General features: G+C 38.4%; 15 protein-coding genes. 14 read left to right on the plus strand and 1 reads right to left on the minus strand.

The features are described 5' to 3' along the window. Positions 1 to 3 precede the first annotated feature (3 nt). The 10 genes from HMPREF2988_RS11715 to HMPREF2988_RS11760 all read left to right on the plus strand — a co-directional run bounded on the left by HMPREF2988_RS11715 (position 4) and on the right by HMPREF2988_RS11760 (position 10,356). Positions 4 to 1,035, plus strand: a complete 1,032-nt coding sequence (locus tag HMPREF2988_RS11715) for a helix-turn-helix domain-containing protein (RefSeq protein ID WP_070770726.1) — start codon at positions 4 to 6, stop codon at positions 1,033 to 1,035. Beyond that, on the plus strand, positions 1,022 to 2,425 hold the full coding sequence (locus HMPREF2988_RS11720; protein WP_070770707.1) for a RecQ family ATP-dependent DNA helicase: 1,404 nt from the start codon (positions 1,022 to 1,024) through the stop codon (positions 2,423 to 2,425). Before HMPREF2988_RS11715 ends, HMPREF2988_RS11720 begins: the two co-directional genes overlap by 14 nt. 65 nt (positions 2,426 to 2,490) lie before the next feature. Beyond that, positions 2,491 to 3,126, plus strand: coding sequence for an SAG1386/EF1546 family surface-associated protein (locus tag HMPREF2988_RS11725; RefSeq protein WP_002315217.1), 636 nt, complete (start codon positions 2,491 to 2,493; stop codon positions 3,124 to 3,126). Between the two features lie 48 nt (positions 3,127 to 3,174). Further along, the gene (cmk, locus tag HMPREF2988_RS11730; protein ID WP_002309595.1) at positions 3,175 to 3,855 is read left to right on the plus strand and encodes a (d)CMP kinase; all 681 of its coding nucleotides are present in this window, start codon (positions 3,175 to 3,177) and stop codon (positions 3,853 to 3,855) included. A 134-nt stretch (positions 3,856 to 3,989) separates the two neighbouring features. After that, positions 3,990 to 5,219, plus strand: a complete 1,230-nt coding sequence (gene rpsA / locus HMPREF2988_RS11735) for a 30S ribosomal protein S1 (RefSeq protein ID WP_002290176.1) — start codon at positions 3,990 to 3,992, stop codon at positions 5,217 to 5,219. Positions 5,220 to 5,400: 181 nt separating this feature from the next. Beyond that, entirely contained in the window at positions 5,401 to 6,711 is a 1,311-nt protein-coding gene (der, locus tag HMPREF2988_RS11740; protein WP_002290177.1) for a ribosome biogenesis GTPase Der, read from the plus strand. A 242-nt stretch (positions 6,712 to 6,953) separates the two neighbouring features. After that, positions 6,954 to 7,229 (plus strand): HU family DNA-binding protein, encoded by a 276-nt coding sequence (locus HMPREF2988_RS11745; RefSeq protein WP_002290178.1) that lies wholly within the window; start codon positions 6,954 to 6,956, stop codon positions 7,227 to 7,229. Positions 7,230 to 7,461: 232 nt separating this feature from the next. Continuing rightward, positions 7,462 to 8,508 (plus strand): hypothetical protein, encoded by a 1,047-nt coding sequence (locus HMPREF2988_RS11750; RefSeq protein ID WP_002309590.1) that lies wholly within the window; start codon positions 7,462 to 7,464, stop codon positions 8,506 to 8,508. Between the two features lies 1 nt (position 8,509). Beyond that, entirely contained in the window at positions 8,510 to 9,769 is a 1,260-nt protein-coding gene (locus HMPREF2988_RS11755; RefSeq protein ID WP_070770708.1) for a tetratricopeptide repeat protein, read from the plus strand. Positions 9,770 to 9,774: 5 nt separating this feature from the next. After that, positions 9,775 to 10,356, plus strand: a complete 582-nt coding sequence (locus HMPREF2988_RS11760) for a ReoY family proteolytic degradation factor (protein ID WP_002335598.1) — start codon at positions 9,775 to 9,777, stop codon at positions 10,354 to 10,356. A 77-nt stretch (positions 10,357 to 10,433) separates the two neighbouring features. Here HMPREF2988_RS11760 and HMPREF2988_RS11765 read toward each other — a convergent pair whose 3' ends face one another. Continuing rightward, entirely contained in the window at positions 10,434 to 11,309 is an 876-nt protein-coding gene (locus tag HMPREF2988_RS11765; RefSeq protein ID WP_002290183.1) for a YitT family protein, read from the minus strand. 147 nt (positions 11,310 to 11,456) lie between these two features. Between HMPREF2988_RS11765 and HMPREF2988_RS11770 the strand changes: the two genes are divergently transcribed. From HMPREF2988_RS11770 to HMPREF2988_RS11785, 4 genes are all read left to right on the plus strand, one after another. Beyond that, entirely contained in the window at positions 11,457 to 11,789 is a 333-nt protein-coding gene (locus HMPREF2988_RS11770; RefSeq protein ID WP_002315213.1) for a nucleotide pyrophosphohydrolase, read from the plus strand. 111 nt (positions 11,790 to 11,900) lie between these two features. Continuing rightward, positions 11,901 to 13,109: a CCA tRNA nucleotidyltransferase gene (locus HMPREF2988_RS11775; protein WP_002342693.1), complete on the plus strand. Its 1,209-nt coding sequence runs from the start codon at positions 11,901 to 11,903 to the stop codon at positions 13,107 to 13,109. Positions 13,110 to 13,262: 153 nt separating this feature from the next. Continuing rightward, positions 13,263 to 13,718 carry a hypothetical protein gene (locus HMPREF2988_RS11780; protein WP_002290187.1) on the plus strand — a complete coding sequence of 152 codons (456 nt, stop codon included), beginning with the start codon at positions 13,263 to 13,265 and terminating at the stop codon, positions 13,716 to 13,718. 463 nt (positions 13,719 to 14,181) lie between these two features. Next, the gene (locus HMPREF2988_RS11785; protein WP_002290188.1) at positions 14,182 to 14,457 is read left to right on the plus strand and encodes a hypothetical protein; all 276 of its coding nucleotides are present in this window, start codon (positions 14,182 to 14,184) and stop codon (positions 14,455 to 14,457) included. Positions 14,458 to 14,464 lie beyond the last annotated feature (7 nt).

The raw sequence follows: 14,464 nt of genomic DNA on the forward strand, positions 1-14,464 counted from the left end.
AATATGATTGTTTTTATTTTATCGCTATTTTCATCAAGAAACAAGCTGCGAGTCAGCTCTCTTTACCAGCTCCTTGTGGGAAAACGAACGACTTCAGTACTTATTTTCGGATTTACTCACGAACTTTTATTTGCTCATAACAGTTTTCCAGATTTGAAGCAAGACAAGTTTTATCAGATTATGCAAAAACTTGCACAGCAAGGATGGATCGAAATAAATGAAAATGAAGCAAAACTAACGTCTGCAGGAGCAGATAGGTTGTCTGAACTTCACACAGAATATACTGGTTTGCGTTTTGACCGATATGGACGAACTGGGGAAACTAGTTGGCGGCTCATCAAATTTGCTGTTCAAGTGATTTCTAATCTGGCATCTGGGAACCAAGATTATCTTCCAGCAGAGACAAGTCCTTTTTATACTTTCCAACTGAAAAAATGGCTTAGTGGAAGCAGATTGCCACGTGGAATTTTGATTGATAGCGCGTATGAAAGTTTAGCGCAGCTGTTTTCGGAGATACCAGAAGGAGCAGCCAATTTTTTAGCTAACCAATTCTCTGGAAATGATCAAACAGGACTTCTGCCGTATCAGCTAGCAAAAACCAATGATGAGTCAGCTGTTTATTTACAACAAAGCAGATGTATCCATCTTTTGCTCGCACAAATAGAAGAACGGCCAGATTCGCTATGGTATGTGTTGATTGATCCGTTATTACAGCAAAATTTCAATCAAAGCATGATGATCACCAAGCAGATGTTTATGAATGGTCAGACAATTGACCAGATCATGGCAATCCGTCATTTAAAAAAAGGGACGGTAACAGATCATCTTATTGAGTGGGCCTTGTTTTTTGATGATTTTCCATACGAGCGGGTTCTCTCTCAAGAAACGGTCGAACGATTGGAACCAAATAAGGATTCCGTGCGAGAGTGGCGCTTCAGCGAATGGAATGTAGATGGACAATTAGATTATGGAGAATTTCGTTTGTATCAAATCTATCTATTGAGAAAGGAAGCGATACAGAATGTTAATAAATGAATTAAAAAAATATTTTGGATTCGATTCATTTCGACCCGGCCAAGAAGAAATTATTCAGGCGTTGCTTGATGGAGAAGATACTCTCGCTATTTTGCCTACAGGAACGGGGAAAAGCCTGTGCTATCAATTAACAGGGTATTTAACGGATGGGATGGTTCTCATCGTGTCACCGCTACTTTCTCTCATGGAAGATCAAGTGACACAACTGCAAAAACGAGGGGAAAAACGAGTAGCTGCTTTCAATAGCTTGCTTTCGCGAGCTGAAAGAGGATACGTTCTCCGTCATCTGTCGCAATATAAATTTTTATTTTTGAGTCCGGAAATGTTGACTAACCCTTCTCTTTTAGAGCAGCTGAAAAAACAGGATATAGCGCTATATGTAGTGGATGAGGCACATTGTGTATCACAATGGGGAGTTGATTTTCGGCCAGAATATCAACAGTTAGGAAAAATCCGCGAGCATTTAGGAAACCCGGTCACATTGGCTCTAACCGCGACAGCGACAGATTTAGTAGCGAAAGATATACGTCAGGTGCTATTTGATCGACAGACAAAAGAGGTTAGACAATCAGTCAATCGACAAAACATCTCGCTTTTTGTTCGAAAAACGCAGCAAAAAGAACAAGAACTTGAACAATTCATGGAAAGTGCACATGGTGCGGCAATTATTTATTGTGCAACAAAAAAAGAAGTCGAACGTTTGTATCATTTATTCAGGGAGCGCTTTTCAGTTGGATATTATCACGGTGGCCTTGACACAGCTCAAAGAAGACAGCTTCAGCAACAGTTTGTAAAAAATCAGCTGCAGTTTCTCATTGCTACGAACGCATTTGGTATGGGGATCGATAAATCTGATATTCGTTATGTGATCCATTACGATTTGCCAGACAGTCTGGAAAACTATGTACAAGAAATCGGTCGAGCAGGCAGAGATCAGGAAGAAAGTGCAGCAATCCTTTTATATCAAAGTGGAGATGAACGTATTCATTATTTCTTTAATCAACTTTCTAGAGAACAGCGACAAAGTTTTGAGCTTTATTTGGAATATGCAGCAGAGCAAGCGCCATTTGATGAGCTGCAAAAAAAATGGATGGAGTTGATCCAGCAGTCTGAAAAACCAGAAAATTGGGTGGAACGGCTCAAACGTCAGGAAAAAGAAAAAGAATTCCGCCTGCAGCAGATGCTTCGTTATATCCATGAAGAAGACTGCCGCAGAAAATTCATCTTGGCTTATTTTGGGGAAGAACTTTCCAAAAAGCCGCAGAATTGTTGTGATATTGATGGCGCAAAAGTAGAACTTCTACCAAAGAAAAAGGCTTTTTCTAAGACTGAACCGCTTCATTGGGAATCGATTTTACTAAATTTATTTAAAAAAAACATGGAACATTGATTTTTTAGGACAAGACACTTTTTCCTATGGTATAATACACACGATAGAGTTTAGGAGGTAAAACAGTGAGCAGAAAAGATAGACATCAATCTACAGAAAATAACGAAACACAAGAACCATGGGAACAACCAATCTATGATACAGATGATGAGGTTTCATCAAGAAGTTCTCAGAGACAACAAAAGAAAGGAAATACATTATTTCTTTCGCTATTTTTGATTTTACTAGTCTTATGTATCGCTATTCCAGCAGGTGCTTATTTCTGGATCAGAAACGGATCAAGCAACAATGCAACAGCAGCATCTTCTTCTGAAACTTCGACATCAGTAGTAGAAAGTTCCACAAGTACAACAAAAGAGGAGTCAACTGAGACTTCAACAGTAGAATCTAGTACAATGGCGGAAGAATCTACTGTTTCTCAAGATACAGGGGTAACGTCAGAAAGCAGTATTGCAGCAGAGACAACACCTTCTTCCTCAAGTGACACAACTTATCAAGCAGGGGATTCAAGCAGCAATGCAGCAGAAACAACACCTTCTTCCTCAGCTGTAGCCGGTACGACAACGACTGTTCAAGCAGGCGAAGGTCCAAAACAAGTGGCTGAGCGTGCAGGAATCACCACTGACCAATTGTTTGAATTGAATGGCTTAGATCCAAACAACTTTATGCTTTACCCTGGTCAAGAACTAAGAATTAAATAATAATAGCCGCGCTTTGCGGCTTTTTTTTTGAGAAAAAGGAGTTATATCATGACACAAATCAGTATTGCGATCGACGGACCTGCTTCATCTGGAAAAAGCACCGTTGCCAAAATCTTAGCAAAAGAATTAAATTATATTTATACGGATACCGGTGCCATGTATCGCGCAGTGACTTATCTAGCTATTACGAATAATGTATCTTTTTCAGATGAGGAAGGACTAGTTTCACTGATCAAAAAGTATCCTATCTCTTTTTCACAACAAGAAGATGGGCAGCATGTATTCACAGCATCAAAAGACGTCACACTAGAAATCCGTCAGCCAGATGTCACAAAAGCTGTTTCAGAAGTCTCTGCTCATGGGAAAGTCAGAGAAGAACTAGTTGCTATCCAGCGGAAAATAGGCGAACGCGGTGGCGTTGTGATGGACGGAAGAGACATCGGGACAGCTGTATTGCCGAATGCAGAAGTAAAAATCTTTTTAGTAGCAAGCGTAAGTGAGCGTGCAGAAAGACGATTCAAAGAGAACCAAGAAAAGGGGATTCCGACTGATCTTGAAACACTAACAAAAGAGATACAGGCAAGAGACCATTATGATTCAACAAGGGAAGTTTCTCCGCTGCAGCAAGCAGAGGACGCTGTTCGTATCGATACTACCGGCAAATCCATTCCAGAAGTCGTTGCAGCGATAAAAGCCGTCGTTTTAGAAAAGGGATATCTTCTTTTTTAAATGAAGAAAAAAACTGAAAAACAATTGTTTTTTCAAGGAAAACGAACGAAATCGCTTTATTTTTTTTGAATAATCAATTAAACTAAAAACAGTACCGTACTTACGGCAGAATGTTGGTTAGGAGGACAAGTGTTATGACAGAATTTGATCAAAATCAAGAGAACAACCAGTCAATGGAAGACGCAATGAAAAGCGTCCAAGAAGTAAAAGTTGGCGATGTTGTTAAGGGCGAAGTTTTGGTTATTGAAGACAAACAAGTAATTGTCGGAATCGAAGGGGCCGGAGTTGAAGGCGTCGTTCCGGCAAAAGAATTATCAACTTTACCAGTAGAAGATATCAACGAAGTAGTGAAAGTCGGCGATGTATTAGACTTAGTCGTTATCAGTACGATTGGCAAAGATAAAGAAAACGGCAGCTATCTTCTTTCAAAACGCCGTTTAGATGCTAAAAAAGTTTGGGAAGACATTGAAAGAGATTTCCAAGACGGCAAGGTAATTGAAGCACCTGTTACAAATGTTGTCAAAGGCGGTTTAGTCGTTGACGTCGGTGTGCGTGGCTTTGTCCCTGCATCAATGGTGGAAGATCATTTTGTTGCGGATTTTTCAGATTATAAAGGCAAAACATTGAGCTTTAAAATCATTGAAATCGAACCATCAGAAAATCGTTTGATCTTATCGCACAAAGCGGTAGTTGAAAATGAAAGAGAAGAAAAGAAAAAAGAAATCCTTTCAACGATTCATGAGGGAGATGTTCTCAGCGGACGTGTCGCACGTCTTACTGATTTCGGGGCATTTGTCGACCTAGGCGGAATTGACGGTCTAGTCCATGTCTCAGAGATTTCTCATAGTCATGTAGCAAAACCAAGTGATGTGTTAGCTGTTAATGACGAAGTAAACGTCAAAGTGTTGTCTATCAACCCTGAACAAGAACGTGTTTCCTTGTCAATCAAAGATACACAGCCTGGACCTTGGTCAGAAATCGATACAAAAGCCCCAGTTGGAGCAGTATTGGACGGAACTGTTAAACGTCTAACAAGTTTCGGTGCCTTTGTTGAAGTATTCCCTGGAGTAGAAGGACTAGTCCATATCTCTCAAATCTCACATAAACATATCGCCACACCTCACGAAGTACTTCATGAAGGCGACGAAGTGAAAGTGAAAGTACTGGAGATCCATCCAGAAGAACATCGTATTGCATTGAGCATCAAAGCTTTAGAAGAAAAACCAGCTTCAGAAGAAGAACCAAAAAATGTGGAGTCTTATGAATTACCAGAAGAAAATACTGGATTCACTATGGGAGACATTTTAGGGGATGCGTTGAAAGAAGAAGTAGAAGAAAAAGCAACCGATGATTCTGAAAAATAATTGATTTTGTATCTGTGACTGAGATGAAAGCAGCTGCTTTTGTCTCAGTTTTTCTTTTGAAAAGCGGTGAGTATTTCATTAAGGAATAAAAATACTTCGTTTAATTGACAATCTATGCTTGAAAGTTGGCATTGCATTCGTTAAACTAAGTGAGATTGGAAACTTGTGAGGAGGAAATAATATGGCAAATCCAACAATTGCAATCGTTGGCCGCCCGAACGTCGGTAAGTCTACGATTTTTAACCGCATCGCTGGTGAGCGTATCTCGATTGTCGAAGATACTCCTGGAGTAACTCGTGATCGTATTTATGCAAAAGGCGAATGGTTAGGTCGAGAATTTAGCGTGATCGACACAGGCGGAATTGATCTTGGTGATGAACCTTTTATGGATCAGATCAAACATCAAGCAGAAATCGCGATTGAAGAAGCAGATGTGATCATCTGTGTCGTCAGCGGACGCGAAGGCGTGACAGACGCAGATGAGATGGTTGCGAAAATTTTATACAGAAGTAATAAACCAGTGATTTTAGCAGTCAATAAAGTAGATAATCCGGAAATGAGAAATGATATCTATGAATTTTATTCTTTAGGACTAGGCGATCCTTATCCTGTTTCAGGAAGCCACGGACTAGGAATTGGCGATATTTTAGATGAAGCAGTGAAGTATTTCTCTGAAGAGACTGAAGAAGAGGATGACGACACAATCAAGTTTAGTTTGATTGGTCGCCCAAATGTTGGTAAATCTTCTTTGATCAACGCGATTTTAGGAGAAGAACGTGTGATTGTTTCGGATATTGAAGGAACGACAAGGGATGCAATCGATACTCACTTTGTTTCTGAAAGTGGACAGAAATTCTTGATGATCGATACAGCCGGCATGCGTAAACGCGGAAAAGTATATGAAAATACTGAGAAATACAGCGTGATGCGTGCGATGCGTGCGATCGACCGTTCTGACATCGTTTTGATGGTACTGAACGCGGAAGAAGGGATTCGAGAACAAGACAAGCGAGTAGCGGGTTACGCTCATGAAGCTGGTCGTGGTGTCATTATCGTTGTGAATAAATGGGATCTTGTGAAGAAAGAAACCAATACGATGCGTGATTTCGAACAAGAGATCCGTGATGAATTCCGATATTTAGATTACGCACCGATCGTCTTTGTTTCTGCAGTGACTAAACAACGGTTGGAACGTCTTCCTGAAATGATCGAACAAGTAAGTATGAACCAGAATCTTCGTATCTCTTCTGCTGTTTTGAATGATATCATTATGGATGCTGTAGCCATCAATCCAACACCGACAGATAAAGGAAAACGGCTGAAGATTTTTTATGCTACACAAGTTGCTGTCAAACCGCCTACATTTGTTGTTTTTGTCAATGAAGAGGAATTGATGCACTTTTCTTATGAGCGTTTCTTAGAAAATCAAATCAGAAAAGCATTTACTTTTGAAGGGACATCCATTCGAATCATCCCTCGTAGAAGAAAATAGGCATTTTACCATATCAACGTTTTTTTTTCAAAAGAAAAAGACAGTTTTGTTTGTTACGTTTCTATGACTAAAAAAAGCATATGAAAATTGGTAAAAACCTTGCTATTAAGCGGTTCATATGATATCGTGATAACAGAATATTGAAGTTAATCAATATTTCTTTTTAAACTTCTGGACCACTCAGAAAGTTTTAACTAAATGATATTTCTATCATATCTCTTGTGGAGGAGGTGAATCTATCCATGGCAAACAAAGCAGAATTAATCGAAAAAGTTGCTTCAGCTACTGATTTAACTAAAAAAGATGCAACTGCAGCAGTAGATGCTGTATTTTCAACTATTCAAGATGCTTTAGCTAACGGCGAAAAAGTTCAATTAATCGGTTTTGGTAACTTTGAAGTTCGCGAACGCGCAGCTCGCAAAGGTCGCAACCCACAAACTGGTGAAGAAATCGAAATTCCAGCTAGCAAAGTACCTGCATTCAAACCAGGTAAAGCATTAAAAGACGCTGTTAAATAAGACAGTAAAAAAGCGCTTGTGGCTCTAGGGCTACAAGTGCTTTTCTTTTTATTTCCTAGCAGAAAAAGTCAATTAAGAGACAAAAATTTCGAATCCGCATGTCATACATAAAAAACACATGTATTTTATTTAATTTTTATTTATTTCCAAGTTAAGAGGTGGACTTTGCCCTTATCTTTTCTAGATTTTGCTTACTAATGGTAAAATAAAAATAAGAAGAGGAGGGATGCGCATGGAACTTGATTATCAAGTAGAAGAAGCATTGACGAAAGTGTTCTACGGAGAAACGCTTGTCAGTCAACTAAGAGCACTTTCGATCGATCAACCCATCTTGTTTTTAACAAATCAGCGTTATTATGATTTGTTTGCAGATAAGATTAACCCATTATTTGCAAATCAGGCAAATAATGACTGGTACATTTGTGCCAATACTCAATGTAATCATTTAACAGAATTGAAGAACTTGCTTGATTTCACCAAACGCTATCCCGAAAATCAATCCATGTTTGTTATCGGATTTGGAAATGAAGGGATCATGGATCTGGCAGGTTTTTTTCAAAAACATACAATCCTTGATTCATCACTTTGGCTGATTCCTGTGTCGATCCGTTCGCTGAGCCGAGCATTAACTCCACAGCGAACGATTTTGCAGCTACCGAATCGTGTCGTGCTGCAAACCATCAACATGCCAGAACGCATCGTTTATGATCAAACGATCAGCGAGCGGCAAGTGGACGGAAAACAGATTGACTTTTTGACTTTTATCTGTTGCGGAATGATTTGTGATCACCGTTTTTTACAAAATTTGTATAAAAACTATCCAAATAAAAAGCAATTAACGACTCGGCCATTTGCCGGGATGATCGAAGAAATGATTTATTTTTATCAATTAGAGGCAGAAAATCTGTCAAATTATGGTAAACTGTTTGAACAAGCTTTTTATCTGACTGAAAATGGGCACTTGCTTTCTGCTAGTATGAAAAAATTTTTAGGGATGATGTTTCATTTCGTGTGGAATCTCCAAGCCTATCCTTTTGATTTCCAACTAAAAAATTTTTTTGTATGGCTAGACCTGCTTGGCTATCCTATCCAATGGTTAGAACAGATTTCAAAGATGGAGTATTTGGAAAAAGTCCTTTTCTTGGCAGAAAAAAGCAAAAAAATACTTGTTTTAGAAAAAATAGGTATAATAGACGGATACCAACGACCAAACGAAAAAGAATTGTTGAGAACAATGACGGTATTTCAACAAATCGTCAGCGAGATAAGAGGGAATTGAAATGAATACAAATAGCGAAAAAATGTTGCAAGCTTTATCAGATGAAGATCTGGCACAAGCACAACTCTTTTTAGAAAAAGCATTAAAAGAAGATCCAGCAGATATATTAGCTGAACTAGGGGAAGAATTGCTAGCTATTGGCTTTTTGATCGAAGCAAAACAGATTTTTGAACAATTGATCAACCAATATCCAGAAAATGACGGACTAAACATCCCCCTAGCAGAAATTGCAATCGAAGACAATGAGATCGACCTAGCTTTTGAATACTTGGAAAAAGTGGATAAGGAAAGTGATTACTATCCGCAAAGCTTATTGGCGATAGCTGATTTGTACCAAGTCATCGGGATTCCTGAAGTAAGTGAAGCAAAATTGAAAGAAGCGGCAGGGTTGCTACCGGATGAACCATTGATCCAGTTTGCACTAGCTGAATTGTATTTTTCAGTCGATCGTTTCAAAGAGGCAGCAGTGATTTATGAAACATTGTTGGCAAGTGGGATAAACGAGATGTCAGGAATCTCGATGCAAGAACGTTTAGGGCAATCCTTAAGCATGCAAGGTGAATTTGAAGCAGCTATCGCACCTTTAGAAGAAGCATTGAAAGAAGAAAAGACAGATGATCGACTGTTCCAGCTAGCCTTTACGAATCTCCAATTAAAAGAAAATCAGCAGGCAATCAACTATCTGGAAGAACTTCGAGAAGTCAATCCGCATTATCAATCGTTATATCTATATCTAGGACAAGCTCTTCAAGAAGAAGAAATGGTTGAAGAAGCGCAAACAGTGTTAGAAGAAGGAATCAAAGAAAATCCTTACCAAGTTGAACTTTATCATCTAGCCTCTGAAAATGCTTTTCGTCTCCACGACAAACAGCGAGCAGAGGAACTCTTGCTGAAAGCTTTAGAAGTAGGAGATAAACAAGATGAAACATTACTTACTTTAAGCAATCTTTACTTGGATGATGAAAGATATGAAGATGTGATACAAGTGATCAATCAGATGGAAGAAACTGCTAATCCGTATGCGGAATGGAATCTAGCGCATGCTTATAATGAATTAGAAGACTTCATCGTTGCAGCTGTACACTATGAACAAGCTTATCATGAACTATCTCATGAACCAGATTTCTTGAAAGAATATGCCTTTTTCTTAAGAGAAGAAGGACAGCTAAAAAGAGCGCAAGAATTATTGACTCATTATTTAAAACTTGAACCAGGAGATATGGAGGCACTGTCATTATTAGATGATCTAACAGAGAGGTGAGAAAAATGCTAATTGATGTACGGGAAAAGAAGAATTTTTTAACGTGGATGGTCAATCATGTATCTTTTAGCCGAAGAGAAGTTTTTTGGATCTTGAATTATCTTGCCAATCATGAAGCGATTTTAAGTAATGTCCACTTTGTAGAAGGGGCAAATTTTGCGGATCGAGGTCTGCAAATCAGTGATCTATCTGTTGAAGGGGAACCAATGAAATTGTTTTTGCAGGGAAAAGAATTTACGGATACAGATCAGATTTTTCATGAGATCCGATTGAATTGGAAGAAACCCTTATATGTGGAATGTCTATTTGAGAATGCTTGGCAGACAAGAGAATATCTATCGATCTTAGAAGATAATCCATTTTCTTCTTGGGATGCTTCTGTCAGTGAAGAAGATACTGAATTGATCGAGCGATATTTTCAAGAAAAAGAAGAAGCAGCAAAACTAAATATGCTTTATGCTCAAATCGATCAAGCGCTAGAAGATGGAGACAGGGATGCATTTTTGAAATTGTCTGATGAAGTCAACCGAAAAATCCTTTTGCAGACGCAAAAGAAAAATAATCGAGTAAGCGAACATAATAATTAGCTAAAAATGAATCATACCAAAAAAGACAAGGGGCAGCTGGATTTGGAATCTTTCCTCACAGCTACCCCTCGTCTTTTTTATCGTTTTTTCAGTAATCTTGTTTGTGGCTTCAAATAGGTAAACCCTTGCCCTTCAACTTCATGCACATTAATAATCGACAGAAAAGCTTTTTCGTCAATCTCGTGGACAATTCTCTTGGCTTCCGTTAATTCACTAGAACTAACGACCATGTAGATGATCTTTTTTGAATTTCCAGAGAATGCGCCTTCGCCAGAGAGGAAGGTGACACCTCTTTGCAGACCGGTCATCAGCAGCGGTGCAATTTCTTCGCTTTTGTTGGAGACGACAAGCAGACCTTTTGCAGAATACCCACCATCCAAGATTGAATCAATTACGCGACTGAAAACATAGGAAACGATCAATGTATACATCATGCGTTTCAAGTCGATATAGGTTAAGGAAGCAAGCAAGACGATGATATCGAATGCCAATAGAGAACGCCCCATGGAGATGCCGTAATTTTGTTCTAAAATCCGAGCGATAATATCGCTTCCGCCTGTTGTTCCACCCATCCGATAGACGATCCCGCTTCCTACCCCTGCAACCAAACCCGCAAGTAGAGAAACGATCAGTAGATCATGCTGTAAATTGATTTCTAGCGGAACCCGTTGCCAGATCCATAAAAAGAATGACAAAGAGAGTGTACCTAGAACAGTGTAGGCTAAAGAACGTTTTCCGAGGATCTTTCCCCCTAGTAAAATCAACGGGATATTGATTAATAAAGTCGTATAAGCTGGATCAATTCCGAATAAAGCTCTCAAGATCAAGGTGATCCCTGAGACGCCCCCTTCTGCTAAGTGATTAGCGATGTTCAAATAAACAAGTCCAAATGCGTAAATACTCGTTCCTATAATAATAAAAAGTACTTCTTTTACTGTTTTCCGTGTAGCCATATGAATCCCAGCTTTCAATTATGTATTTTCACAGAATCTACATTTAGAAATTCCTTCCTAAATGTAGCATGGAAATTCGATTTTCTCAATTGCTCTTATCTAGGATTTGCGTTAAAGTTTTGGTAAGATAGTTTTGGAGGGAAAAAGATGGATGAAAAACGTTCTTTATACAGTATGCAGCAAGAAGTAGATGAATATATCCAACAATTCAAGGTCGGGTATTTCTCTCCATTAGCTCAGCTGGCTCGATTAACGGAAGAAGTAGGTGAATTGGCCAGAGAAGTCAACCACACTTATGGAGAAAAAAGCAAAAAAGCTTCGGAACCAGATAACTCGGTAGCAGAAGAACTTGGAGATGTTTTATTCGTTACGATGATCATGGCTAATTCATTGAATATCGACTTAACTGATGTTTTTGAAAAAAATATGGAAAAATTCAATCACAGAGACTATAACCGCTTTGAACGGAAGGACAAGTAAAAAAGATGAAGTGGTTTGTGCTTTGAAGCCGCTAAAACGGACGTATCAATCAGGCATCATGCAACTGAGTACTTATCTCAGTACAAGAAACACACAGGAAAGGTTGGAAAAATGAAATTAAAACAATTACCTCTGGAATACCAAAAGGCAATTCCAGTTCTGAAAAAATTAGAAAATGCAGGATATGAAGCTTATTTTGTAGGTGGAAGTGTTCGTGATATCTTGCTGAACCAGCCGATCCATGATGTGGATATCGCAACAAGCGCATTTCCAGAAGAAATCAAACAGCTTTTTCCAAAAACGATAGATATCGGGATCGAACACGGGACTGTATTGGTATTAGAAAACGATGAACAATATGAAATCACCACATTTCGGACGGAATCAACTTATCAAGACTACCGCAGACCAGATCATGTAGAATTCGTTCGTTCGTTGGAAGAAGACTTAAAACGAAGAGATTTCACAATCAATGCCTTTGCTTTGAAAGAAGACGGCGAAATCATCGATTTGTTCGATGGCCTGCAAGATTTAGAAGAACAAATCTTGCGAGCTGTAGGCAATCCTCATGAGCGGTTCCATGAAGACGCCTTGCGAATGATGCGCGGGTTGCGTTTTGTCAGTCAATTAGGATTCAAATTAGAGGAAGAAACCTTCTACGCCATCAAAGAAAACCACGAGCTATTAAGCAAAATATCTGTAGAACGTATAAATGTGGAATTCATCAAGATGCTTTTGGGAAATGAACGGTCTGCAGGAATCCATGCATTCATTGAAACAGAATGTTATATTTGCTGCCCTGGTTTGAGAGAAGAAGGTGAAGCACTTTTACGTTTTGCTGAATTACCTTCCGTTCCATTGAAAGAAGAGAGTCAAGCATGGACATTATTAATCAGTCAACTGGATCTAAAAGAAAATGAAATCCGCTCCTTTTTGAAATCGTGGAAGTGTTCCAATCAAATGATCAAGGATGTCCAAGCACTTGTTCAAGGACTGCGTCAACGAAAAACTGGAGTTTTAGAACCGTTTGAATTATACTTCTTAGGCAAAGAGCATGCATTGCAAGTAGAAGAATTGATGACTTATTTTGATGAAACACCACAGATGGATGTCGTAGAAGAATCCTATGATCGTTTACCTATCAAGTCATTAAGCGAATTAGCTGTAGATGGTAAAATCTTGCTGGAAGAAAGTGGAAAAAAACCTGGCAAGTGGGTTAGTGAAGCTTTGCAATCAGCTGAAAAAGCTGTCGTAGAACAAAGAATAGAAAATGATAAAAAACAGGTTTTGGATTTTTTATCGAAAGAAAAATTGATTTAAAAAAAGCTAGACTGTATCTGCTCAGCTTGGCTAGCTACTTAAACTGGGCAGATACGTCATTAGAAGAAAAAACATAAAATGTGACCACTTACATAAATTTGTGCTAAACTGAGGAAGTACAAGAATAAATTACATCATAAAGGAGTCTTTTTAATGAGTAAAGAAATGACAGCGCTAAAATTTTATTTTAGAAATGGAGAAACATGGACGATTAACCGCCGCCACATCGGCGATCTTTGGATCAAACAAATCACAACAAGTTTTGGACGGATCAACGGCAGTGAATTTGTTGAAATCCATCCATGTGCCGGATTTAAAATCGAAATCTTCCATGAAGGGGACGCAGTTGCGACACATGATATCAACTTAGGTGGACTGGAAATGGGCATGTTTAATCGTGCATTGAAATACGAAGATATCGAACGAATGGAAATCCTTTACCGCAATGGAACACCTGATCTTGTATACTTCCCATATCTAGATAAAGGAACAGAAGGATTAGACAATCAATACCAATCTACAAAAATCAGCGAAAAAACAGGTAACTTGTACATCGTAATCAACCCAGACCAACGTGTAGAAGATGTATACGGAGAATTTTTCGAATAAATTGATTTTACGCAAAAATGAGGTTGTGAAAGAGACATTCAGCCTTGAGCGATGATGAAAACTCTAACAAAAAAATTGCGACGAGTAACCGCAGGACCGATAAGAAGTGATGTTGAAAAATAGCTTCTCATATTTTACAAAATCGTGCCTTATGGCTGATAGGCTGTCTCTAGAACACCATTTATTCAGAATAAGGGGCTGTGACAAGATTTTTGTCACAGTCTTTTTTTTGTTATGACAAAGGAACAAGGAGGATATGATAAAAAAACGAATATTATTTTTGTTAGAAACTTTTATCTTTCTTAAGTTTTACTTGATATATGAGACTATTTGGAATAGAATGAGGCGTTGAAAAATTTATGGAAATTTCTAACTAGCAATAAACGATGAAACAATGAAATATTTTTCATTCAAAGAGAACTTTGCTATAATGATGGAAGTTTGTGTATAGGAGATCTAGAAAATGAGAGAAAGTTTTGAACAACAAAAAAAACTGTTGCATGATCGCTATGGCGCCCTTTCGATGGATGACCGCCGTCAAATACTTTGTAAGTTGCGTAAAAGAAATATATTGATGTATCGTCAGTTGGAACGTCTGAAACATGATCTGCTTCGTTTGGAGTCAAAACGTGTACAGTGTGAATTAGAGGGAAATCAAACACAAGTTGAAGTAGTTGAAACCAAAATTTTAAAGAAAAAAGAACAATTTTTAAAAATGCTTACACAAAATAAAAAATAAAGGGGAT

This window comes from Enterococcus sp. HMSC061C05, from assembly GCF_001814765.1.
GTDB classification, from domain to species: domain Bacteria; phylum Bacillota; class Bacilli; order Lactobacillales; family Enterococcaceae; genus Enterococcus_B; species Enterococcus_B lactis.